Annotated in this window: 23 protein-coding genes and 4 tRNA genes; 14 read left to right on the forward strand and 13 right to left on the reverse strand. The window is 37.8% G+C overall.

What is annotated here, in order from left to right; genetic code table 11:
- Positions 1-59 precede the first annotated feature (59 nt).
- The 4 genes from RI844_RS05390 to RI844_RS05405 all read left to right on the forward strand — a co-directional run bounded on the left by RI844_RS05390 (position 60) and on the right by RI844_RS05405 (position 4841).
- Positions 60-1985 carry a DUF3604 domain-containing protein gene (locus RI844_RS05390; RefSeq protein WP_348397424.1) on the forward strand — a complete coding sequence of 642 codons (1926 nt, stop codon included), beginning with the start codon at positions 60-62 and terminating at the stop codon, positions 1983-1985.
- A 125-nt stretch (positions 1986-2110) separates the two neighbouring features.
- Entirely contained in the window at positions 2111-2950 is an 840-nt protein-coding gene (locus RI844_RS05395) for a peptidylprolyl isomerase (RefSeq protein ID WP_348397425.1), read from the forward strand.
- A complete protein-coding gene (locus RI844_RS05400; RefSeq protein WP_348397426.1) occupies positions 2947-3927 on the forward strand; it encodes a HupE/UreJ family protein in 981 nt (326 codons plus the stop codon). Before RI844_RS05395 ends, RI844_RS05400 begins: the two co-directional genes overlap by 4 nt.
- Positions 3928-4061: 134 nt before the next feature.
- Complete coding sequence (locus RI844_RS05405; protein WP_348397427.1) at positions 4062-4841, forward strand: hypothetical protein; 780 nt, start codon at positions 4062-4064, stop codon at positions 4839-4841.
- A gap of 65 nt (positions 4842-4906) precedes the next feature.
- Here the strand turns inward: RI844_RS05405 and RI844_RS05410 are convergent, their stop codons facing one another.
- From RI844_RS05410 to dnaQ, 7 genes are all read right to left on the reverse strand, one after another.
- The gene (locus RI844_RS05410; protein WP_348397428.1) at positions 4907-6058 is read right to left on the reverse strand and encodes an acyl-CoA dehydrogenase family protein; all 1152 of its coding nucleotides are present in this window, start codon (positions 6056-6058) and stop codon (positions 4907-4909) included.
- A 116-nt stretch (positions 6059-6174) separates the two neighbouring features.
- Positions 6175-6903 carry a carbonic anhydrase gene (locus RI844_RS05415; protein WP_348397429.1) on the reverse strand — a complete coding sequence of 243 codons (729 nt, stop codon included), beginning with the start codon at positions 6901-6903 and terminating at the stop codon, positions 6175-6177.
- Between the two features lie 759 nt (positions 6904-7662).
- Positions 7663-7739 (reverse strand) — tRNA-Asp (locus RI844_RS05420).
- A gap of 41 nt (positions 7740-7780) precedes the next feature.
- Positions 7781-7857, reverse strand: a tRNA-Asp gene (locus RI844_RS05425).
- Positions 7858-7892: 35 nt separating this feature from the next.
- Positions 7893-7969: transfer RNA gene (locus RI844_RS05430), tRNA-Asp, on the reverse strand.
- 40 nt (positions 7970-8009) lie between these two features.
- A tRNA-Asp gene (locus RI844_RS05435) sits at positions 8010-8086 on the reverse strand.
- Between the two features lie 199 nt (positions 8087-8285).
- Positions 8286-9029 (reverse strand): DNA polymerase III subunit epsilon, encoded by a 744-nt coding sequence (gene dnaQ / locus RI844_RS05440; RefSeq protein WP_348397430.1) that lies wholly within the window; start codon positions 9027-9029, stop codon positions 8286-8288.
- Positions 9030-9180: 151 nt separating this feature from the next.
- On the opposite strand from dnaQ, the gene rnhA reads away from it, so the two are divergent.
- Together rnhA and RI844_RS05450 are read left to right on the forward strand one after the other, a co-directional pair.
- Positions 9181-9657, forward strand: coding sequence for a ribonuclease HI (rnhA, locus tag RI844_RS05445; protein ID WP_348397431.1), 477 nt, complete (start codon positions 9181-9183; stop codon positions 9655-9657).
- Between the two features lie 123 nt (positions 9658-9780).
- Complete coding sequence (locus tag RI844_RS05450; RefSeq protein WP_348397432.1) at positions 9781-10653, forward strand: MBL fold metallo-hydrolase; 873 nt, start codon at positions 9781-9783, stop codon at positions 10651-10653.
- A gap of 315 nt (positions 10654-10968) precedes the next feature.
- On the opposite strand, the gene pta is transcribed toward RI844_RS05450, so the two are convergent.
- The 3 genes from pta to RI844_RS05465 form a co-directional block, all read right to left on the reverse strand.
- On the reverse strand, positions 10969-13080 hold the full coding sequence (gene pta, locus RI844_RS05455) for a phosphate acetyltransferase (protein ID WP_348397433.1): 2112 nt from the start codon (positions 13078-13080) through the stop codon (positions 10969-10971).
- A gap of 1 nt (position 13081) precedes the next feature.
- A complete protein-coding gene (locus tag RI844_RS05460) occupies positions 13082-14284 on the reverse strand; it encodes an acetate kinase (RefSeq protein ID WP_348397434.1) in 1203 nt (400 codons plus the stop codon).
- Positions 14285-14378: 94 nt separating this feature from the next.
- Positions 14379-14915 carry a DUF6942 family protein gene (locus RI844_RS05465; protein ID WP_348397435.1) on the reverse strand — a complete coding sequence of 179 codons (537 nt, stop codon included), beginning with the start codon at positions 14913-14915 and terminating at the stop codon, positions 14379-14381.
- A gap of 172 nt (positions 14916-15087) precedes the next feature.
- Between RI844_RS05465 and RI844_RS05470 the strand changes: the two genes are divergently transcribed.
- The gene (locus tag RI844_RS05470) at positions 15088-15504 is read left to right on the forward strand and encodes a hypothetical protein (protein WP_348397436.1); all 417 of its coding nucleotides are present in this window, start codon (positions 15088-15090) and stop codon (positions 15502-15504) included.
- Positions 15505-15688: 184 nt separating this feature from the next.
- Positions 15689-16165: a YchJ family protein gene (locus RI844_RS05475; protein ID WP_348397437.1), complete on the forward strand. Its 477-nt coding sequence runs from the start codon at positions 15689-15691 to the stop codon at positions 16163-16165.
- Between the two features lie 419 nt (positions 16166-16584).
- Here the strand turns inward: RI844_RS05475 and RI844_RS05480 are convergent, their stop codons facing one another.
- Positions 16585-17874 (reverse strand): ATP-binding protein, encoded by a 1290-nt coding sequence (locus RI844_RS05480; RefSeq protein ID WP_348397438.1) that lies wholly within the window; start codon positions 17872-17874, stop codon positions 16585-16587.
- Positions 17875-17877: 3 nt separating this feature from the next.
- Complete coding sequence (locus tag RI844_RS05485) at positions 17878-18573, reverse strand: winged helix-turn-helix domain-containing protein (RefSeq protein ID WP_348398321.1); 696 nt, start codon at positions 18571-18573, stop codon at positions 17878-17880.
- Between the two features lie 448 nt (positions 18574-19021).
- On the opposite strand from RI844_RS05485, the gene RI844_RS05490 reads away from it, so the two are divergent.
- The 3 genes from RI844_RS05490 (at position 19022) to rlmA (ending at position 21958) form a co-directional block, all read left to right on the forward strand.
- On the forward strand, positions 19022-20251 hold the full coding sequence (locus tag RI844_RS05490) for an MFS transporter (RefSeq protein WP_348397439.1): 1230 nt from the start codon (positions 19022-19024) through the stop codon (positions 20249-20251).
- 85 nt (positions 20252-20336) lie between these two features.
- Positions 20337-21143, forward strand: coding sequence for an exodeoxyribonuclease III (xthA, locus tag RI844_RS05495; RefSeq protein WP_348397440.1), 807 nt, complete (start codon positions 20337-20339; stop codon positions 21141-21143).
- Positions 21144-21148: 5 nt separating this feature from the next.
- Entirely contained in the window at positions 21149-21958 is an 810-nt protein-coding gene (gene rlmA / locus RI844_RS05500; RefSeq protein WP_348397441.1) for a 23S rRNA (guanine(745)-N(1))-methyltransferase, read from the forward strand.
- 297 nt (positions 21959-22255) lie between these two features.
- On the opposite strand, the gene yfbV is transcribed toward rlmA, so the two are convergent.
- A complete protein-coding gene (gene yfbV, locus RI844_RS05505; RefSeq protein WP_348397442.1) occupies positions 22256-22675 on the reverse strand; it encodes a terminus macrodomain insulation protein YfbV in 420 nt (139 codons plus the stop codon).
- A 549-nt stretch (positions 22676-23224) separates the two neighbouring features.
- Here yfbV and RI844_RS05510 point away from each other — a divergent pair.
- The 3 genes from RI844_RS05510 to dapE are packed head-to-tail and all read left to right on the forward strand — an operon-like array spanning position 23225 to position 25139.
- On the forward strand, positions 23225-23611 hold the full coding sequence (locus tag RI844_RS05510; RefSeq protein WP_348397443.1) for an ACT domain-containing protein: 387 nt from the start codon (positions 23225-23227) through the stop codon (positions 23609-23611).
- Positions 23612-23656: 45 nt separating this feature from the next.
- Entirely contained in the window at positions 23657-24007 is a 351-nt protein-coding gene (locus RI844_RS05515) for an ArsC family reductase (RefSeq protein WP_348397444.1), read from the forward strand.
- On the forward strand, positions 23982-25139 hold the full coding sequence (gene dapE / locus RI844_RS05520) for a succinyl-diaminopimelate desuccinylase (RefSeq protein WP_405054459.1): 1158 nt from the start codon (positions 23982-23984) through the stop codon (positions 25137-25139). The genes RI844_RS05515 and dapE overlap by 26 nt, the downstream gene beginning before the upstream one ends.

Raw genomic sequence — 25139 nt, forward strand, 5'->3', positions numbered from 1 at the left:
AAAATAAATATATGATCTAGCCTTAATTTTAATAGTTAATGTATAGGTGGGAAAATAATATGAAGTATAAGAAAACAATTAAACTTATTACGGTAATAAGTTTGCTCTTAAATGGCAGTATAGCGTTAGCATCTGAGACTAAATCGACAGATCCTAGTCTTGATCCAATGAAGTTTTCACCACACGCAAATAATACCCAACCTAATAATGTTTATTGGGGTGATTCTCACCTACACACTGGTTTATCACTCGATGCTGGTTTATTTGGTAATACCGTAACTATTGATGATGCCTACCGATTGGCTCGCGGTGAGCAAATTAATTCTGCCAAAGGCATTCCGTTAAAACTTGCTCGGCCACTGGATTGGTTAATTGTTACTGATCATACTGATTTAATGGGCATTGCCACAGATATTCAACAAGGGGCTGATAATGTTGTTGCTATTCCAAAAGGTAAAGAATGGCATGAGGGCTTTAAAAAAGGCGGTAAAGCCGCCGGTGAAGCAGCTTTTGATTTGATTCAAAATTTTTCTCAAATGACCATACCAGAGCAAATGGTGAAAGATTATAGCCCGGGCTCTGAAGTATTCGGTAACATTTGGAAAACCATTGTTGATGCATCAGAACAACATAATGAACCAGGTTTATTTACCGCGTTTATTGGTTTTGAGTGGACCTCTGTACCGAAAGGCTTCAACCTGCATCGTAATGTTATTATTCGTGACAATGCAGAAACAGCCTTAAAAGTTCAACCACCAACTACCCAGCCACCTACCGGTAGTACCAACCCACATGATTTATATAAATGGCTAGAGGAATACGAGAGCAAGCATGGCGGTCGAGCGTTTGCGTTTTCGCATAATGGTAACTTATCAAATGGCTGGATGTTTCCTACCGACAAAACTTATCATGGCGGTACAGTTGATGAGGAATATGTAAAACTCAGAGCTAAATGGGAGCCGCATTACGAAATGACGCAAATAAAAGGTGACGGTGAGGCGCACCCTTATTTATCTCCAGATGATGAATTTGCTGACTATGAAAATTGGGATGTTGGCAACCTTGATATTTCTGAGCTGAAAAAACCGGAAATGCTCAAAGGTGAATATGCCCGTGAAGCATTAAAACAGGGCTTAGCATTAGAGAAAAAACTCGGCTACAACCCGTATAAGTTTGGTATGGGAGGCGCAACAGACAGTCACACCTCGCTGGCAACAGCCGATGAAGACAATTTCTTCGGTAAATCAACCAGTGTTGAGCCGTCTAAAGATCGTATCGCTCATCCTTTTATTGCCTCTGATTTAGGCCGAATAGAAGGTTATATGCTTGTTGCCTCAGGCTACACCGGCGTTTGGGCACACGAAAATACCCGAGCGGCGTTGTTTGATGCAATTGAGCGTAAAGAAACCTACGGTACCACTGGCCCGCGTATGACGTTGCGTTTCTTTGGTGGTTGGGATTATCAGCAAGAAGATTTACAAGCCAATGACCCGGCAAAAGTTGGCTATGCTAAAGGGGTACCTATGGGCGGTGACTTAGTCCAACAAAAATCGGATAAAGCACCATCATTTATGATTTATGCGATGCGAGATCCAAAAAGTGCTTACCTTGACCGAATTCAAATCATTAAAGGCTGGCTGGATACTAAAGGTAAACTACATGAAAAAGTGTATGACGTTGCCGTATCTGATGGCCGTAAGATTGACAGCTCGGGACGAGCGAAACAGCCTGTAGGTAACACTGTAGATGTCGAAACGGCTACCTGGAGTAACAGCATTGGTGATAGCCAATTAGCAAGCGTTTGGGTTGATCCTGACTTTGATAAAAGTGAATCTGCGTTTTATTATGTCAGAGTACTTGAAATTCCAACTCCGCGTTGGGTGTTATACGATAAAGTAAGAATGGGCGCTGAAATTCCAAAAGAGGCAGAATTAGTGGGCCAAGAGCGTGCTTACAGTTCACCAATTTGGTATTCGCCTAAATAATATTAAAACCTGAGCCTTGCTGTTCAAAAACCAGCAAGGCTTATTTTTCATTTAACTGTTCGTGTGCTGTTAAATTACTAATCACCCTGTTATCTTCTAATAATAATAAATCTAATATTTTCCATATGCTAAAAAAAATAATTACTGAACCACTGATCCACTTTCTGTTTATCGCCATTGTCTTTTTCATTGTTTTTGATCGCTTAAATAGTGATGCAACCACGGCAAATAGCATCAGAATTAGTGAAGCGAGAATAGAACAAATCAGGCAAAGCTTTTTAACTCGTTGGAACAGAGAGCCACAAGCGAAAGAGTTGGAAAATGCAACTCAGCACTTTGCCATTAATGAAATGTATTTGCGAGAAGCAAGGGCATTAAGTTTGGATGTTGGCGATAAAGTGATTAATCGGCGCCTTCGTCAAAAAATGGACTTTTTAATTGAAGATTTAGTGTCAGCCAAAGAGCCCACTGTTGAAGAGTTACAGTCTTACTATCAACAGAACATTGAAAACTACCAAACTATGCCCATGTACAGCTTACAGCAAGTACACATATCAATTGATAGGACACCAGAGCAACTAGAGAAAAAAATAGAACAACAATTACAACTGATTAATCAGGGACTTCCACCGCAAAGTGAAGTTACGCTTTTACCAGCCCAAATTAAGCAAAAGTATTCAGTGCAAATCGATCGGTTATTTGGCGATGGCTTTAGTGAAAAACTTAGCAATTATCCATTATCTACATGGTCAGGCCCTGTATTTTCAACTCTAGGACAGCACTTTGTCTTTATTGAACAAAAACAACCCGTAACAAATAAACCTTTTGAGTCGGTTAAACAAAACGTTTTAAAAGATTGGCAGTATCAAAACTTGCAAGAAGCAAAAGCCAGTTTTGAGCAAAAGCTGCAGCAAAATTATACCATTGAACGAGTAAACGCCAACAGCGAACAGGAAAGCGAATGAAGTATGTTCTTTTATATTTGTTGATGTTTTTCTCAACTGAACTATTGGCAGATGACATGCGGCCAGCGTCGGTTAATATCAATTTAGTAAACGATACTGACTTTGATTTGGTTTGGAAAATCCCTATCAGAAATGGCGTTAGAGAAACGTTAACAGTTGTTTTCCCCGAAGATACCAAACTATTAGCACCAAAAAGAACTCATATTATTAATAATGCCTATATTGAATATACCAGTTTTCAGAGAAAATCTGGTGTGGTTGGCCTAAAGCTACGTATAGATGGCATAGAGCGCTCTAGTGGGGATGTGTTATTAAGAGTGAGTGATACACAACAGCAAACAATAACGACGGTACTTAATATTGAACAACCTAGTTTTATTGTAAATTCTTTAGTAGCAACAACCGCTTTCAATACCGCATTAACCTACATTGAGTTAGGCATTGAACATATATTGATTGGCTTAGACCATTTATTATTCGTTGCTTGCCTAGTCTACATTTCAGGTACAGGTAAGAAGTTATTGTTAACCATAACCGGGTTTACCATAGCTCACTCAATCACACTCTTTCTTTCCGCTACCGGTGTATTTGTGATCCCTATCCAACCGGTGGAAGCAGTAATAGCGTTAAGTATTATATTTTTAGCCTGGGAAATTGCCAAAAACCGAAAACACAGCTTAAGTTTACGCTACCCCGTACTTGTTTCTTCCAGTTTTGGCTTGCTGCATGGGTTTGGTTTTGCCGCTGTGCTTAGTGAAATTGGCTTGCCTGCAGCGGAAAAAACTCTAGCTCTACTTAGTTTTAATATTGGCGTTGAAGTTGGTCAATTAATGTTTGTTTTCGCACTATTTATCGTATTCAAGTTTATTGCAATTATGTATAAATCGTTATCATTAGAAAAATTGCGAATACCGGTAAGTTATGCTTGTGGCAGCATTGCAACTATCTGGATGATAGAAAGGTTGGCTGTATTTTAAATAGCTACCTTTATAACTTATTACAGACTCAATCATTAATAAATTAAACATTTATCAAATGTCTATTGTATAAAAACTGATAACTTGATGTATTCTTTAAAAATAATGTATAAAAATACAAACAGGGCTCACCAATGAAGAAAACATTTAAAGCCATGTTAACGGCTATTGCTCTTGCTGCGCCTTTTACCGCCTCAGCTGAAGATTGGCAATTTGAATTTACCCCATACTTATGGCTTGCCGCCAATGAAGGTAGCACAGGTGCATTCACTGCTGGCCCTTTAGGCAATGAGATATCATCTATTTCAGAAGTTGATATCACTATACAAGATTTATTAGATCACTTAGATGGCGGCACTATGTTTAACTTTGCCGCGAAAAAAGGTGACTGGTTAGCCTATTCTGAATTTACGTATTTAACAGTATCAGATGAACAATCGGCGACAATCGGCCCCTTGGGAGGATCGTCAGTTGATTTAGAATTAGGCATTGATGGTACCATTTTAGATGTTGCTGTTGGTTATCGTGTTGTACAAAACAATGGCTTTGATTTATACCCTTATGTGGGCTTTAGATATATTGATTTAGAATCTGATCTAAAGCTTGATGGATCAAACGAGGTTATAGGCATAGATACTACCTTAGGTGATGATTGGATCGATCCGGTTGTTGGTGTGCATGCTGCGTGGAAAATCAATGATACGTTTGCCTTTCAAGGCCGATTAGAGCTCGGCGGCTTTCAAGACCAACCCGAAGAACATTACACAGTGACCGCTACTTTAAATCATAAACTTTCTGATAAATGGTCGTTAAAATATTTCTATCGTTATTTAAAAGTGGACTATGCCGACAATGGCTTTATTTATAATATGGAAGTGACGGGGCCTGGCATGGGCGCTACGTACAGTTTCTAATTTTTGTTTTTGATTAGTATTAAATTAAGGGAAGCTAAATCATTTAGCTCCCCATTTTAGTTTGATTAAACTTTTCCGATCACGCCTTTACCAATAATTTCTTTCATGATTTCAGAAGTGCCACCATAAATACGTTGTACACGGGCATCAACGTAAAAACGTGAAATTGGGTATTCTTTCATATAGCCATAACCACCAAACATTTGCAGCGCCATATCAATGACTTTACCTTCCATTTCACAAGCTGAATATTTCGCCATACTGGCCTTTTCAGTGCTCAGTTTCTTGTCGATTAATAACTCTTTATAATGCTCCATCATAACGCGGTGCAATTCAACTTGCGTGGCCATTTCAGCAATTTTTTGACGAATATCTTGCAGTTTTGCTAACGGTGCGCCAAAGGCTTGACGTTCTTTTATGTATTCAAGTGCTAATTCAAGTGCACCTTCTGCGTGAGCCGTACCAATACATGCACAAGCTAAACGCTCACGCGGTAGTTCATGCATTAAACCTAAGAATCCGCGATCAAGTTCACCAAGCAAATCATCTTCAGTAAGCTCTACGTTATCGAAAAATAGCTCTGAAGTATCAGCGGCGGCCTGCCCCATTTTGTCTAGGTTTTGACCGCGTTGGAAACCAGCTTTATCGCCATCTACTAAAAATAACGATGTTCCCTTTGAACCAGGAACTGTTAAGTTAGTTTTAGCAGCAACAATATACAAAGACGCATTCTGACCATTGGTTATGAATGTTTTAGAGCCACTTAAGCTCCAGCCGGTAGCTGTTTTAGTCGCGGTAGATTTCATCCCTTGTAAGTCACTGCCAACGCCTGGCTCAGTCATACAAATAGCACCAATGCATTCACCGGAAATCATACCAGGTAAGTATTTTTGTTTTTGTGCTTCAGTACCGAGGTTTAAAACATAATGCGCAGCAATATCAGAGTGAACAATTAAATTACAAGCAAGAGAGAAATAACCGGCTTTAGCGATTTCTTCAACAACCAGCATATTAAAGTCAACACTTACTCCAAAACCGCCATCGGCTTCTGGAATATCACAACATAACAGCCCTTCCTCGCCCATTTTTATATAAAATTCTTTAGGAATTTGCTTCGCGTTTTCCCAAGTTTCATAGTTTGGTGCGACTTCATTTTCAATAAAACGAACAACAGTTTCTTTAAAAATGCTTAACTCTTCTTGTAAATCACTTCTCATATTGATCTCTATTAGTTTATTTTAATCCTATTTAATCAATGTAGTATTTGTTGATGACAAAAAAAACACCCTTACGGGTGAAATTTATGTTTTTATTAATCAGCATTAACGCATAATCATTGTAAGATCATCCGCGCGTTTGTTGCTTGAATAGGACGGTTATTTGGCTCATGTAATACGCTGCTAAATGCTTTTAATTGCTGTTTTGATGCTTGCACAGGTGTTTTCATCACTAACCAGCGAACACCTTCAGAACATGGTGGTGTGGTTAACGAACCATTGAATCGATAATAGTCTTTATTTTCAGGCAAAATATCTGCGCCATTAAACTTAGCTGTTAACGCATGCTTATCACCTTCATGTTTGGGCATTTGCTGCCATGCAGGCATTAGCCCTTTATTTTCACCTCCTTGCTCAAACATAACAGCGACTACAGCTAAGTTGCCACTTTTATCAGCATGTACAAAGTGAGCTTCTAAAGGATAAGATGTTCCATTAATGTGATTTTCGCTTGGCGCATGAAAATGAAATTGTAATAAATCAAATGAATTGCCATCAACGTTAATGTTACTACCCGAATTCAAGTTGACTTGTACCGTATGACCATTATTTAAAATTTCTTTTGCCATAGCATTATAGTTAAACTTAATTGGCGATAACTCAGCTTCAATAAAACCGGTTAAATTAACTGGTGACTGATTATTTCCTGAACATTGATAGTTGTCAGGTGAAAGTTTAGCCCAGTTATCAGCGCCAACCTCGCCACTATAGCCCCAATGAACATCGCCGCCAGCAACTACTGTTGAAGAAAAAACTAACGCGCTTGTTAATAATAAGTTTTTCATTTAAATACCTTTTATCTAGTTGAATATTAACTATAGATTAAATTAATAGATTCATTTGAAATTCTAGATATTTAGGTGCACTCGGAAGTTTAAATGAGTCAAATAGAAACGAGAAACTAAAAGCATGGATTACTGCCTGCGCGGCAATGACGGATATGTGGTTATGTTTATTTCAGATAGAGGGACTCGAACCCGTGACCCCAGAAGATCATGGCGAGACAAGCCGCTTATTGCTTTTATAAATAAGAGCAGAGCTTAACCAACTGAACTACCTGATAGAAACTAGAATGCGAGAAACGAGAAACTAAAAGCATGGATTACTGCCTGCGCGGCAATGACGGATATGTGGTTATGTTTATTTCAGATAGAGGGACTCGAACCCGTGACCCCAGAAGATCATGGCGAGACAAGCCGCTTATTGCTTTTATAAATAAGAGCAGAGCTTAACCAACTGAACTCGATGCGTTAGTATCGTCCTGAACTGGTTTCAGGAACTAAGGCTACATATGAGATCCTGAAACAAGTTCAGGAAATGGTGCTGCTATTTATTTGGAAATTATTTGGAATTTACTAATGAAAACAAAATTGGCGGAGTGGACGGGACTCGAACCCGCGACCCCAGAAGAGCATGGCGTGATAGGCAACTAATTGCTTTTATAAATAAGAGCAGAGCCTAACCAACTGAGCTACCACTTAGGTAATTTAATGTATATTTAAAAATGGAAATATTGAAAGTTTGATATGATATTTTAACAAAATTGGCGGAGTGGACGGGACTCGAACCCGCGACCCCCGGCGTGACAGGCCGGTATTCTAACCAACTGAACTACCACTCCGCGTTTTTTGTCGCAATGCTAACATGTTTATCAAATCAAACTGGCGGAGTGGACGGGACTCGAACCCGCGACCCCCGGCGTGACAGGCCGGTATTCTAACCAACTGAACTACCACTCCGCTGAGATTTGATCGTAATATGCTATATGTATCGTTGGCGGAGTGGACGGGACTCGAACCCGCGACCCCCGGCGTGACAGGCCGGTATTCTAACCAACTGAACTACCACTCCACATAGGATACTGCATAGATATTACTTGATGTGCTTAAGTTGGCGGAGTGGACGGGACTCGAACCCGCGACCCCCGGCGTGACAGGCCGGTATTCTAACCAACTGAACTACCACTCCGCTACATAAGTCATCGGCAACAACATGTCGTTGAATGCGGAGCGAATAATACGGATATGAACTATACGAGTCAACTACTTTTTTGAATAAAAATGAACGACTGCGCAAATGTCATACAATAAGCATGAATTATACACGTTCCACTTCAAGATTCAGGTTTCATTTTGAGGTGTTAATGGAATAAGTACCAACAAAAAGGCTACTCAATAAGTTCACCACGCCAAATACTTTTTCCTGCTTTTTTCTCAACAATAGCCATGCGTTCGTCATGAGCAGATAATTCATCATCACTGGCTAACACAACATTTAACGCGGGCCTATTCTGCTCCACCCTACGCACATCATTTGAGTTGCCTTTACCATCACCCTCATTCAATTTAAGGTGTTTTTGATAACGGGTCATCTCAATATATACATAAGCCAATAACTGAGCATCAATTAAAGCTCCGTGATAGGTACGATCTACTAACTTTTCAACTCGATAATGACGAGCTAAAAAATCTAAAGTTTTTGGCGAACCAAATTGATCACGAGATGTTTTTAAGGTATCTGTTACGGTACAAATATCTAAGGTTTTAGGTAACCCTCGACGGGTCATGGCAAATTCATGGTCCATAAAGCCAACATCAAATCGAGCATTATGAATAACTAGCTCTGCGCCTCGAATAAACTCAATAAACTCATCAGCTACCTGATTAAACAGTTTTTTATCTAACAAGAATTCATTACTCAAACCATGAATATTAATAACTTCTTGTTCCATATGCATTTGCGGGTTTATATACACATGATAACTACGGCCGGTAAACCTTCGGTCGATAAGTTCAACACAGCCAATTTCAACAATGCGGTGGCCTTGTTTAGGGTCGATACCCGTTGTTTCGGTATCAAGAACAATAATACGTTCTGGTTTGTCTGTTACTTGTTGCTCGCTGCTTTGCACACTTTACGCCTTAGGCTTATATCGTAAATATATATAAACAAATTCTACCCTATGCTGTAAATCAAAAATACCAGCTTTTATCATTCTTAAGCTATTTCATGGTAATTTAAGCTGATAAACTTGAGTCTAATCGCTACAACCAATAAATATAATGACTAAAGCAATAAAACAATTAGAAATATTTACTGACGGCTCTTGCTTAGGCAACCCAGGGCCTGGTGGTTATGGCGCAGTATTAAAGTACCAAGGGCATGTAAAGGAGCTGGCGCAAGGTTATCAATTAACCACCAATAACCGCATGGAAATGCTGGCAACCATTAAAGCGTTAGAAATTTTAAAAGAGCCTTGCAAGGTTACGGTAACAACTGACAGTCAATATGTACGGCAAGGCATTACAGGCTGGGTTAATAACTGGGTTAAAAACAACTGGCAAACAGCGAGTAAGCAACCGGTTAAAAATGTTGATTTATGGAAGGCCTTATATGAACAAAATAAACGGCATGACATTGATTGGCAATGGGTAAAAGGTCACTCTGGCCACCCAGACAACGAACGTTGCGATGATTTAGCCAGAACCGCCGCAGAAGGTAGCGATTTACTCAGTGATATAGGATACCAAGTTGGTTAAATTGGTATTGCATTCATTAAATAATAAAAAGCACTTTATATTACAGTCTATTGACCAGAACTAAAAAGTTAAAATGGTAATAATAAAGGCATTAAACAAAAATTTACAACACTAGGAATTTCCATGGCGTTACAAATAGAACAGTTTTTTCATAAAGCATCGTTCACTCTCACTTACATTGTTTTTGATGATGTAAGTAAAGACTGTGCAATTATCGACCCCGCGCTAGATTATGACGCAGTAGCTAGTAGTGTAGATACTGTTTACGCAAAACAATTAATTGCATTTATAAAAGATAGTGGTTTGACCGTAAATTACATTTTAGAAACTCACGCGCATGCTGATCACATCTCTTGTTCGTTTTATCTAAAACAGCAACTAGGCGGAAAAATTGCTATCGGCCGCGACATAAAAGGTATTCAAAAAACCTTTAAAACAGTTTTTAATCTGGCAAAAGACTTTAACACCGACGGTGTACAGTTTGATTTGTTATTAAAAGATGGCGATAAACTGCCGTTAGGTAATTTTGAATTTAATGTATTAGCAACGCCTGGCCATACTCCAGACAGCGTTACTTATGTGATTGATGGCAACGCGTTTATTGGCGATACGTTATTTATGCCTGATTCAGGCTCTGCCCGTTGTGACTTTCCTGGTGGTGATGCCGCGCTTTTATACAGCTCTATTCAGAAAATTTATGCCTTGGGTGACGATACTAAATTATTTATGTGCCATGACTACCAACCGGGAGGCCGTGAATTAAAGTACATAACTACAGTTGCAGAGCAAAAAGCAGAAAATATACAAGTTAGCAGCAATGTAAACGAAGCTGATTATGTAAAAGTACGTGAAGCGCGTGACGCAACACTAGCAAACCCGAAACTTATCTTCCCGTCTCTACAATGTAATATTCAAGCGGGCGATATGCCTGTTGCAGATGACGATAGCCAGTACTATTTCAAAACGCCGATTTCAGGTATTGAGAAGTTAAAGTAATAAAAGAGCACAGAAGAGAGCTCACTGTCGAGCAGGGAGAACCCGATTTCGGTAACTGCTCCCTGCGTTATTCTACCTCCTACATCCATGTAGTCGGTCATTGGGAAGACGGCGTATATATTCCAGAAACAATAAACCGTCATATAAAAGAAGAAGTCCCTAAATAAATTATTACTTAAGGGCTAAGCTAGAGTGAGGCGATGAGGCTAAACGATATCAGGACCTCCTGAAGTCGTAGTGAGCTTCAAAATATAGCTATTATTCTTTCGTCCGTACCCACTACCTATAGTAAGTCTGTACGGCGATGCTCTCCCTCTACTGCGTTGCTTGTATAGCAGTTAACGCAATCGTATAAATAATATCGTCAACTAATGCTCCTCGAGATAAATCGTTAACCGGTTTATTCATGCCTTGCAACATAGGGCCAATGCTAACGAGATCAGCAGAGCGTTGTACCGCTTTATAAGTTGTATTACCGGTATTTAAATCAGGGAAAATAAATACTGTCGCTTGACCAGCAACTTTCGAATTAGGTGCTTTTTTCTTGGCAACATTCTCCATGACCGCGGCATCATACTGTAAAGGACCATCGATTAGTAAATCAGGACGTTTACTTTGCGCAATTTTAGTTGCTTGGCTGACCTTTTCAACATCTTGTCCCGTACCTGAGCTACCGGTAGAGTAGCTTATCATTGCCACTTTAGGCTCAATACCAAACGCTTTGGCAGAATCAGCTGATTGAATAGCAATATCAGCAAGTTGCTCTGCGTTTGGATCAGGGTTTATCGCACAATCACCATAAACAAAGACTTGATCAGGCAGTAACATAAAGAATACTGATGAAACTAAAGAGTTTCCAGGTGCTGTTTTAATTAACTGTAATGCCGGGCGGATAGTATTGGCTGTGGTGTGCACCGCACCTGAAACTAATCCATCTACTTGGCCAAGTTGTAACATCATAGTACCTAATACTACGGTATCTTTGAGCTCTTCACGGGCAACTATTTCAGTTAGGCCTTTATGCGCTCGAAGCTCCATTAACGGTTTTACGTAATTTTCAACAATACTTTCTGGCTCAGTAATTAATACCCCAGCAGGTAATGTGATGCCTTGTTGCTCGGCAATTAATAATATTTCATCTTTATTACCTAATAACTGACAACGAGCAATATTACGCTCAGCACATATTGCCGCGGCTTTTATCGTGCGAATATCATTACCTTCAGGTAGAACAATAAGTTTATTGGCGCGCTTGGCTAAATCAGTAAGTTTGTGTCTAAACGCAGGCGGTGACAACAATTGTCCCCTAACTTTGTCACCCACATATTTATCTATCCAGTCTTTGTTTAAATTGTCGGCAACAAACTGCTTAACACGCTCTTGACGCTGAACATCTTCTTCAGGTATTTCAGGGTTAAAGCTTAATAAATGACGCGATGTTTCCCAAGTATCCCAAGGCACTGACAGTACAGGTAAACCGGTTTTAAATGCTTGCTGACAAAGCTCCATCACATTGCCGTTAGGTAAATAACCATTGGTTAATAGCAACGCTCCTACTTTGGTACCATTAAGCGCTGATAAACACGTGGCGATGATGATGTCGGTTCGATCTCCTGGGGTAACAATTAAACGTCCGGGTACTAAATGACTCATCAAGTTGGCGACACTACGCGCACAAAAACTGATACTGCGGATACGTCGATGCTCTATATCGCCGTCATTTAAAATATGCGCAGATAAATAAGTGCTTATTTCGGTTACTCGCGGAGCAACGAGGTCCATTTCCCAAGGCACCGCGCCAATTAATTCAAAATTCGATTTATGAAACAGTTTTAGCGCTTGCCAAGGTGCTAAGTCGGTTTCCCCCTGAAAATCATCTTCTCTGGGTAATAAACCGAACACGTCTTTATCGGGTGAGTTAATTTTGTTGATGATACAGCCTTTTACTCGGCGGTTTTTTATGCCGCCAAAAGTTTTGGCGCTTAATTCTATTCTGTCTTCAAATTGTTCCGGGGTATCATTGTCAGGTGTTGCAACAAAAATAATATCCGCAGAAAGCGCAGAGGCCACTTCCTGGTTTATCTTTGCAGCATACGTTTGACGAGTGGTTTGAATAAGACCTTCAATAATAACTACTTCATGATCATAACGTTGAAAATTACCAACAATTTCTTCAAGCACAACATCAAGTAGATCGTCACCAACCTTCTCTTCAACATAGCTCATCGGTATAGAGCCTACATCTACATCACTAAATTCTGCAGGAGAGTTATAGTCGTTAGACATTTTATTTCGTGATGGTTGGCTAATTGGTTTGAAATAACCAACATTAATACCGAGTTGCTGCAACTTATGGTAAAAGCCAAATGTGGCACTGGTTAAGCCTACTCCAAAACCTACCGGCACTAGCATAATACGACGTGGCATGTTATTTCTCTCCTGAAATTAATTGGTAGGTTTGCTCGGCAATGACTTGCTCTTCGTTGGTTGGTATTACCCAACAATGTTGGCTGTTAGGGGTTGAGATCAATCCACTTTTACCAAACCTCACATCTGTATTTTTAGCTTCATCTAAACGGATATTTAATAAGTGTAACGAGTTAGCAATGCGAGTACGAACCAAGTCAGAATTTTCACCAATACCACCAGTAAACACTAAACCATCAAAATGGCTCAAACTTGCCATATAAGAGGCAATTGTTTTCGATATACGATAGCAAAAGATGTCCATAGTTAGATTTGCACGTTCATCTTGGTCATTAATTATCGCTTCTTCAATGGTGCGACAATCGTTACTCATTTGAGAAATGCCTAATAAGCCACTGTCTTTATTTAATAGGTTGGAAACTTGTTCTGGGGTGTAATTTAACTGTTCAATTAAATGAAAAATAATACCGGGATCTAAATCACCACTACGAGTCCCCATAACCACCCCTTCAAGTGGGGTTAACCCCATTGAAGTGTCAACACTTTTACCGTTATCTATTGCAGTAATACTACAGCCGTTGCCCAAATGAGCGGTAATAACACTGGTTTGTGAAAATGGTTTTTCTAGTAACTTGGCTGCCTGCTTAGCAACAAAGTAATGGCTAGTACCATGAAAGCCATAACGGCGAATACCATGTTCTTCATATAAATTGTAGGGTAAGCCATAAATGTAGGCTTTGGCCGGCATTGTTTGGTGAAAAGCGGTATCGAATACAGCTACCTGTGGTAAATCAGAAAATGCTTTCTCAGCGGCATTAACACCAATTAAATTTACCGGATTATGCAATGGTGCCAGCTTTGCTAACTTCTCAATCGAATACTTCACTACATCATCAATTAAGGTAGGAGTGGAATATTCTTCTCCACCATGCACCAACCGATGTCCTACAGCAAATAAACACTCAACCAAATTATGTTGATGTAAAAATTCAACAATAAAATTAACGGCTACCTGGTGGTCAAATGGTACGGCAAGTGGCGTATTTTCTTTATTACCTTGAAAAGCAATTTTAATAAATGCCTGTTTTGACAATAATCGTTCGCCAACACCGGAAACTATAACCTCACCAGAGATGGGGTCAATAAGGGAAAATTTAAGAGAAGAACTACCGCAATTAATTACTAGTACAGCTTTATTAGACATGTTGTCGGCCAATGGGATTGTTAATGCTAAATAGTATAGTGCTAAATACCCAATAGAGTTGATTTAATTCAATAAAAATTGATTTATTAACACTTTATTTAAATGAGTTGATCAACGTGACCAAGTAGCTAATTTTAATGTTCGAAAGTTGTCGATAATCAAAATATGGGCAAACTATAAGTCTAAATGTTTTATTTATCGCGAACTCTTCATTGAGCCATAAAAGATCAGCACTAAACTGATTGTTATTGATTAATGAACTGGCAAAGGTTCTACCCATTATTATATGAATATCATCTGCTGAGCTCTGCTTAGTGTACTGATGAAAACTTGTTTGGTTAAACAGTAATGCTTGTTGAGAGCCTTTCTGTAATAGCTGTTGATCTCTTAAAACTTGCCAAGTGTTAAAACTTGACGGGCTTAGCTCAAAACACAATTTAGCATACACATTAAAAATTTTACGCCAATGATTGCCAGTTAAACGCCCTATTTCTAATATCTCACCTGCTTGAATTGGTACCACTTTACTGAGCTGTTGGTACTGTTCAAGTGGTGGTCGATTATCGATGTATACCTTGATACGAGCACTTTCATTACCGAATCCCGCACTTGGCTTTATGTTTTTATTCATTCTCAACAACTTAAATATTTACTTTTCCTAGTCATGATAACGCTATAGCTAAAGAACACAATCAAGTTAAAATAACACTGTATATAAAATCAGTAAAAGTTCTTGCATTACATTAACTTTACATATACTGTTGTTTTATACAGTAGTTAAATATATCAGCTGGAGCAAACAAATGAACAATTCAATTGCATTAAAAAACAGTAACTTAAATACAAATATAAAATTAAATCAAACATGGTTTAATATTAAGCACGTAGATAACGAACAATTTTTCAGCAGTGATTTGGCCAAGGTTTGTGCTAAAAACCAGAAACAAAAACGTTGGATATTATGTGTAGATGGTGATGAATCAAGTTTGCAGACTCTTGCTGAAAATGTAGATACGTCTAAAATTTTACGCGTTAATGGCCAGCGCCAACCTATTGCTTTCGATAAAATTGCCCGCGCGCTTTTAAAAGGAAATTGCTCTACCGTTATCCTTTGTGATCATGACTTTAGTGAGCGTCAATTAATGATGCTACAAAGCTGTGCCAGACAAGGAAATACCGAATGCATTGTGGTTAACAAGAAACAAAATCAATTGCATTAATCTTGTAATATCTTTTGGTAAAGATACAAAGCAATTTAAATACCAAGCGAATTAAATATCTAACCATTTAATCCGTTTGGTATCCTACTCCAGTTGTTCCACCAGCTTTCTGTTTTGTATTCTTTACCGTTTTTAAACCTGCTATAGTGTTTGCCATATTCATCTTTAACGTTAAGTAATTGTTTTGCTAAAACCATGCCCTTGCGGCTCAAATAAATCGTTTTCACTTTGCTGTGAAAACTATATCAATCAAACACGATCACCAAAAACGGCTGAACAATTAATGCGTTCACGCTATTGTGCCTATACGTTAAAAAATTCCGAGTATATTGCTAAAACTTACGCAATGAGTAAGCAAGCTGGAAACAGTATCGAAGACATTGCCGAGTGGGCAGAGCAAACGACTTGGTTATTGTTAGAAGTTATAGACACTGATTATGCAGATAATAAATTTCATTTTGTTGAGTTTGTTGCCACATATTTAGTTGAAAACGAAGTTTGGCGGATGCATGAAAAATCAAGATTCGTCAAAGAACAAGAAAAGTGGTGTTATTTAGATGGCGATGTTTTTGAGCATAAACTGATTAAAAAGCTATCTAGAAATGAAAACTGCCCATGTTTAAGCGGCAAAAAATTCAAACGTTGCTGTATGAGAACTTAGGATTAACCTTAACAGACGTGAATGAATGCTTCGCATAAAAACCTATGTAAACAATTATACCAAGTCCATTAATTACCTGCTCATTTTTAATGGTTAAAATGAATAACTACTGCGTTATAAAATCTTTAAGTACGTAAGCATGGATGCTGCAGGTAGAGCGACGCAGGATGCCAAAGCCGAGAATAACTACTTATAAAATTTCATGCCTTGTATTTATCCATTTTCCCTCAATAAAAAGTAGATCACATAATTAATGGACTTGGTATTAGCATTCGGGCGATATGGTTATCTAGTTTCGAATACGTAACTTCGTATACGTAGCGTCGCTACTGAGAATACGCTGTGCTTCGATAGTATTTTAATTCGAAGGTTCGAAGTACCATATTCGCAGTGCAACGTATTCGTGATTCGTTACTTCGTTAACCCGTTCTATGATCAACTGGCCAAGACAGTATAAATTTGGCGCCGCCGAGTTCACTATTTTCAACTCTTGCGCTACCATTGTGCCAAAGCATGATCTTACTCACGATGGCTAAGCCTAAACCAAAACCGCCAGTGTCTTTACCTCGGCTTTTATCGTACCTTGAAAACGCATCAAAGATGATCTCTTTAAAATCGTCATCAATACCAGGGCCGTTATCTTCAACAACTAATGAACATTGCTGGTCATCACTCAATAATGATACTTGCAATTTCCCGTTGCCATACTTTACGGCATTGGTTAATAAGTTACTAAATGCCCTATTAATAAAATGCGCATCGTATTCAGCCATCACACAATCTTGCTCACAGGCGAAGTCTATTTCAATATCATTGCAGGCAAAACTGGCTACTTGAAAATCAACTAACAGTTTAACATCACTGTTGGTGAAATTTATATTGGGCTGTTCACTTTCAAATGCAGCGTAGACCAATAGTTCATTAACTAATGATTCTAGTTCTTCAACGTCAGTACTAATTTTATCGATGTACTTTTCACGTGTTTCATCGTCTTTTGCGCCACGTAATACTTGTAATGCAAATTTACTGCGTGCTAAAGGTGTTCGTAATTCATGGGATACGGCATTGGTTAACTCTTTATGGGCTTCAATTAAATTATTGATCCTTGATGCCATCATATTAAATGTATTCATCATAGGTTGAACCAGTACAGAGTCAGCTCGATCAACTTTTATTTTAAAGTCACCATAACCAAAATCTTTTGTCGATTTAGCAAGCTTGTCTAAATCTTTTGAAATTGGCCAAACCCAGAAAAAGATCACTACTCCTAGTAACAGCACACTGATCACACGTATAAGTGCTGCATCTCTTGGTCTAGTCGGAGATTGCACAGGCCCTAAAATTAAGACTTTATTTTGGTTAGCGATAGGATGAAATAAGGTAATATCGTTATCGTCGTAATAGACGGTTACTCGTTCATCTTTTACATACTCAAGATCTGGTAATAACTTTTCAACGCTATCACCTGATACTAATTGAATGGGTAAATTATAGCGCTGGTTAGCAAACTCTACTTTCTCTTGCCATTCATCAAGCGGAAAATTTTCCAACCTGTCGTTTATTGCTATAAGGACGGTTTTATAGCCTGTATAAGATTCAACGTCTTGTTCAACATTCATGCTCCAAAATTCGTCTAATAACCAACTTAAAGCACCAAAACACGCAACAATCAAAAAATACAGGCTAAAAAAGGAGCGACCTAGATTCATTGCTTATTCCCAAGCATCTGGTACGAATAAGTAACCTTGTCCCCAAATAGTTTTGATCCTAAACGGTGTTTCATTGCTATCGTGTAATTTTTTACGTAAACGAGATATACGTACATCAACACTGCGATCCATGCCATCATATTCACGACCTACAACAGCTTTGTAGATATAATCTCGGTTTTGAACTTCACCTGCTCGCGTTGCCAGTAACCATAACAGGTCAAATTCTTGGCTGGTTAATTCAATATTTTCACCGGCAAGAGTAACTTGACGAGAGTTACGGTTTATATGCAAACCACCACAAGTTATTTCAGCTTTCTCACTGCCACCTTTTGGTAATTGTCCACGTCGTAGAAGTGCATTTACACGAGCAAGCAATACACGCGGTTCAACTGGTTTAGCAACATAATCGTCGGCACCAATTTCTAAACCAAGGACTTGATCAAAGTCGGTGCTTTTTGCGGTTAACATTAAAATTGGGTTGCTAAATGAAGGGCGAAGATCACGGCATACTGTAAAGCCATCTTTACCTGGCAACATAACATCTAAAACAATTAAATCTGGTGAAAAGTTTTCTACTGTTTTAGAAACCGTATCACCTCTAAATTCTTGCTTTACATGAAATCCCTCACTCACAAGAAAATCTTTAATTAAATCAGATAACTGACGGTCATCTTCAACCAATAGTATTTTTTTCAAACTCGGTTTATTTTCTGACATTAAATATCGCTCCATTTATTAACAACGAACTTATTCATTTTGTAATCATTTAGTAGAAAAGTTCTCTTCTCGTACATCTACTTATAGTTATAACAAAATAATTTGACAGTTAATAATGTTATTTCACAAAGCAGGTCACATTAAATTTACATCTTAAATTCATATATAACAATAACTTAATCGTAATTTTTAACGTTTTTTTTATTTTTTTGATAACAAATCAATACCCGTGTTTACAATCTAATTACAAAGGTAATTTTAAATGGTTAAAAAAACGTCACTACCGTGTATAAGATTTGCTCTTGGTTACATTTTAGTTAATTGATTTATAAAGACTAAATTAAAAAGTGATTTTTTTTGTTTTTTTTCTGTATAGACTCAATTTTCAAGGTTAAAATAGCTAAAAATAACAGCTACAATGCGTGCTATGACTGAACAACAAGCAAAAAACTCTTTATATACTCTGCTGTTAATTGTTTTATTAAGTTGTGCAGGTATTGCCTTGCCATACCCTATTTTAGCGCCTTTATTTCTAAATGAAGTCAATGGTTTCACCACTTTTGGCGGTATTGAACCAAAAATTTTGCTGGGATTTTTATTAGCAATTTACCCTCTTGGCATATTAATAGGCAGCTCTTTCATTGGTGCAGCGTCTGATGTTTACGGCCGACGTAAAGTATTAGTTATTACCTTAATTTTTAGTACCATAGGTTATCTATTTTCCGTGTGGGCATTGCTAAGTGAAAATTATCTGTTATTTGCACTAACAAGGTTTATCACCGGCATTAGTGAAGGTAACATTGCTATTGCCAAAGCAATTGCAATTGATTTGTCACCGCCTTTAGATAAAACCAGAAATTACTCTTTGGTAAGTGCAACTACATATGCAGGCTGGCTACTGGGCCCTCTTATCGGCGGACTATTACAGCCTTATGGCGCTTACCTTGCTTTTCTAGTTGCAGCTGTGGCTATGGTCTTTGCCATTGTTGTTGTGAACTTCTATTTAGGAGAGAGTAATCGTAGTAAAGACACTGACCAACATGCACACCTCTCCATTAGACGGATGCTTTATCAAAATAATTCATTTACCTTGTTAAAGCATAAACCAATCAGGCGCCTGTTTTATGTATTTCTCTTTTCAACACTAGCCACTAATGCATATTATGAGTTTTACCCGTTATGGTTGGTAGAAAGCTTTAACTTTTCAGGCCCTAACATCGGCTTTATAACCGCAATTTTAACTACAGCAATGATCCTAAGCAGTATTTACCTATTACCTATAGTTAAAGCTAAATATGGATTAGTTAAAGCGTCTAAAATATCGATGTTTTGTTTTGCCCTAATGATGTTTTCCCACTATCTATTTACAGAAAGTAGCAGTTGGTTTGGCTATGTGTTTATTGGAATATTAATTGCAATTTATAATGCGATGCTGCCTATTTTTGCCTCTGAACAATTTGCCGATGTTAGTCAAGGAAAATTAATGGGATTAATCACCACAACGTTCAGTTTATCTAACGTATTAATGGCAATAATTGGCAGTATTATTTCATTATATGGCAGTGTGTATTCCATCATGTTTGGTGGTTTATTAATGTTAATAGCAATTTCGCTATTACATTTTTCTTGGGCAGATAATGCCACTAAAAAAACCTGATGTAAAAATCGGCGAACAACAACGTACAAGCCTGAGCTAAGTTCTGTTAGCATAGGCAGATTATTAAATAATAAAGACTATTAAAATGAAAGTTATCTCGTTTAACATAAACGGCCTGCGCGCTCGTTTACACCAATTACAAGCAATAATCGATAAGCATCAACCTGACGTTATTGGCCTGCAAGAAATCAAAGTTCATGACGAAGCATTTCCTTTAGCTGACGTAGAAGCTATGGGCTATCACGTGTATTTTCATGGTCAAAAAGCCCATTATGGCGTTGCCATGCTTTGTAAGAAAGAGCCTATTTCAGTGCAAAAAGGTTTCCCAAGTGATAATGATGATATGCAAAAGCGTATGATCATGGTGAAGACTACAAATGACAAGGGTGAAGAAGTAACAGTTTTAAACGGTTATTTTCCGCAAGGCGATAATATTTCTCATGAAACTAAATACCCTTATAAACGTCAGTTTTATAAAGACTTAATGAGTTATTTAGATAAGCATCACTCCCCTGAAGAAAACATTATAGTAATGGGCGATATTAACATATCTCCTATTGATTTAGATATTGGTATTGGCGCCCCCAATCAAAAGCGTTGGCTAAAAACTGGTAAATGTAGTTTTCAACCAGAAGAACGTGAATGGTTAGCAACTCTATTAAATTGGGGCTTTAAAGATACCTTTAGAGAGCTATATCCAGACACAAAAGAGAAATACTCTTGGTTTGATTATCGCTCTCGTGGGTTTGATGATAATCGTGGTCTGCGCATTGATGTAGTTTTGGCTACTCATGATCTTGCCGCTACTTGCATTGAATCTGATATCGATTATGAGCTGCGCGGTATTGAAAAGCCGTCTGATCATGCGCCAATTTGGTCAACATTCAAATAAATATCATGACGAATAATAGCCAGTACCGTTGTCCTATTTGCCAGCAAGCATTAACTCTTGATAACAAGAGTTTTCGCTGCGCGAATAATCACAGCTTTGATCAAGCTAAAGAAGGTTATGTAAACTTATTACCTGTACAGCACAAGCATTCTAAAGATCCCGGTGATAACAAAGAAATGGTAACAGCGCGTCGGACCTTTCTCGAATCAGGATATTATCAGCCATTACGAGACCGTTTAATTGAACTGAAAAATCAATATATTGCTACGGGTAATATATTAGATGCAGGCTGCGGTGAAGGTTATTATACCAATGCTCACAAAACTGATAAACATCAGGTCTATGGTGTAGATATTGCGAAAAACGCAGTTAAAATTGCCGCTAAAAAATACCAACAATGTAATTTCAGTGTCGGTTCTATAGCCCAACTGCCTTTTGTTGATGGATTTTTTGACTGGCTGTTTTCAATTTACGCGCCGATAAAAACGGAAGAATTTAGTCGATTACTCCAAAATGAAGGCTACTTGCTTACAGTTACACCAGGTGCAAAGCATTTGTGGGAATTAAAGCAAATGATTTATCAAACACCGAAATATCATAATATTGAAAAACAACAGCTTGATGGCTTTGAACTTCTCAAGGAAGAAAACCTTAATTATGAAATGAATTTTGAGCATGGTGAGCAAGCGTTAACATTACTGGCAATGACGCCTTTCGCCTTTAAAACGTCAGAGCAATTAACGAATGCACTCAAGCAGGCAAATGACTTTAAATGTCAGGTTGATTTTATGGTGAGGATTTATAAAAAGGCATAAAGTTCCTGAAACAAGTTCAGGAAGTAGAAGTAGTTGGTTCAGGAAGTTGTAATTTATTTTGGGCGTTGTAGTTGTTTTTACAACTCCACCCCTGAATTTATTTCTGGGTTAACTCTAACGCCATTCCCTGAATTTATTTCTGGGTTAACTCTAACGCCATTCCCTGAATTTATTTCTGGGTCTATGCTGAGTAGATACTGAAGCAAGTTCAGTAAATGGTTAATGGTTAATTGTTCAGCCAGTGTTTACTAGTTTGAAATTAACTTGTTTTCTGTAAGTAGATGAGGCTGCCCGTGGTTATTTTTGCGAATAGCTAATATTTAATAATTTGGCTAAATCTAGAAAGCTAGGGTTATTAACTACAAGCTCACTTTCATTATTCTGAGCTTTAAGCCTTTCCACGCCGCTTTTATACCAATTTGCCAAAGATAGAGGCAGTTTCTCTTTTGATTTCTTATTCATTAAAAACAATGCTTGCACCGGCAAAGAGCCGATAAATAACGAGTATACGATTGATTGTTTCAACTGTTCAATGCCGATAAACAATATTGGCATTAAAAAAGCTAACAGCGCCAATGCCGCACCGTGTTTAAGTACGAAACGACTGACTAATACCGCTCTGTATTCAGAAAAATATTGAATGAGTTCTGGGCGTTGTGGCCAAAGGTTTACGTATAGACGCCCTTGTCTCACTTGCTCTAATAAGGTTTGCTGCATGATTTCTATTCTATAAGAGTAACACTATAAAGATAACACATATCTGAATAATAATTTGAAAATATATACATTGAAAACGTTACAAAATTTATCTAATAATTTTTATTGAGAGAAAATCAGCTAGTTATAGTCGCTAAAAAGATCATTTTATCACTCTATTCTGAGATAATTAATAAGAGTTAATATACATTAATAGCCTTTAAATGAGTATTTCATTACTAACAGCAAATATAACAAGCTGTACAAATAACAACCAACATCAAGCAAAGGTTACTTTTCGAACAGGTTTATTTTATTCAATAAATACATGGCGTTACAACTATAGTAAAAGCTTATACACACAATTACCCACACCTTCTGTGGATAATCATTTATAGGTTATTAAATAAAGTTTGTCTATATTCATCATTTAAGCGTTAATTATTGCTAGTTATGCAATAAATATTAAGATATAGCTAAATTTTATTGATTATCACTTTACTTTTTATACCAATAGTAAGTCCGCTGCGGTATAGTAAAGTCAATCTATAAAGCACCAATGAAACGTTAATGACCAAGCAAACTCTGCAAATATTAGATGAGTTATTTACCATTCACAGCTTCACTCCCGAAAGTGAGGTACCAAGCAATGTCTTTTCTGCGAAAGTGTATTTTATTAGTAAAACTTATGACGAACTATCAATTGTTGTACCTGAAAATATTCATTTGGACAGTCTAGAAAGCGAATCAAACTGGCGCGCGCTGGAAGTATTGGGTCCTTTGGGGTTTTCATTAACAGGAATTTTATCAAATATTGCCGGCGTATTAGCTGAAAAAGAAATTAGTATTTTTGCCATATCTACTTTTGATACTGATTACATCTTGGTAAAACAAGAAAGACTAAAAAAAGCAGTAAATTCTTTAAGAGCAAATGATTACCTTATAATTAATGATTAGCCAATTTAATACTGAAATTTAGAACAAATAATTAAGAGAACAATAATGACAATTCTTTATGGTATCCATAATTGCGATACGGTTAAAAAAGCCAAATCATGGTTAGATAAAAACAATATAAGCTATCAATTTCATGACTTAAGAAAAGATGGCTTAGATGAAACATTGTTAGACAGCATTGCTGCTAAATCGACTTGGGATTTATTAATCAACAAACGCAGCACAACTTTTCGTAGTTTAAGTGATGAAGTAAAGAATAATTTAACCGCTGATATAGCTAAGAAAACGGTTTTAGAACAACCGACCTTACTAAAACGACCGCTCTTAGAAATTAATGCCCAATTGCATTTAGGCTTTAAACCAGCTCAATATGAAGAGATTTTTATCAATGACTAATACATCAGCAGTGATCGAATTAACTAAAGATTTAATTTCAAGAAAATCAGTAACGCCTTTAGATGAAGGTTGTCAGGAATTAATGGCCAAAAGGCTAACTGCTGCTGGTTTTAACAATGAATCTATGGTGTTTGAAGATACCACCAACATGTGGGCAAGACGCGGTACTGAGCACCCGGTGTTTTGTTTTGCCGGTCATACCGATGTTGTACCAGCGGGACCGGATTCAAAATGGCACACCCCTGCTTTTGAGCCAACAATAAAAGATGGTTGGTTATATGGTCGTGGCGCTGCCGATATGAAAGGCTCTCTTGCAGCAATGATCGTTGCCACTGAACGTTTTGTAAAAGATTACCCGGATCATAAAGGCTCTATTGCTTATTTAATAACATCTGATGAAGAAGGCCCATTTATTAATGGTACAACTCGAGTCATTGATACTTTAGAAGCGCGTAATGAAAAAATTGATTGGTGTATTGTTGGTGAACCATCTAGTACAGACAAAGCCGGTGATATAGTTAAAAATGGCCGTAGGGGCTCAATTACTGGTGACTTAATTGTTCATGGTATTCAAGGCCATGTCGCCTACCCGCATTTAGTTAAAAATCCTATTCACCTGGCAACGCCTGCTTTAACCGAGTTAAGCACTGAGCATTGGGACGATGGTAATCAATATTTTCCACCAACGAGTTTTCAATTATCCAATGTAAACTCAGGTACCGGCGCAACCAATGTAGTACCGGGTGAGTTACATGCTATTTTTAACTTACGTTACAGCACTGAAATTAATGATGATATTATTATTAAGCGAGTAACCGATATTTTAGATAAGCACCAGCTCAACTATGAAATAAAATGGACCTTTAATGGCAAACCGTTCATAACAGGTGAAGGTAAGTTGTTATCTGCTGTGGTTGATTCTATTAAAGAAGCCAATGGCGTAGACTGTACGCCATCTACCGCTGGTGGCACATCAGATGGCCGTTTTATTGCCCCAACAGGTGCACAAGTAGTTGAACTTGGACCTACTAATGCAACCATTCACAAAGTGAATGAAAGTGTAAATTGTCAGGACTTAGAAGACTTAGTCGAAATGTACTACTTGATCATGAAGAAATTATTAACTGATTAG

It is taken from the genome of Thalassotalea fonticola (genome assembly GCF_032911225.1).
Lineage (GTDB): Bacteria > Pseudomonadota > Gammaproteobacteria > Enterobacterales > Alteromonadaceae > Thalassotalea_A > Thalassotalea_A fonticola.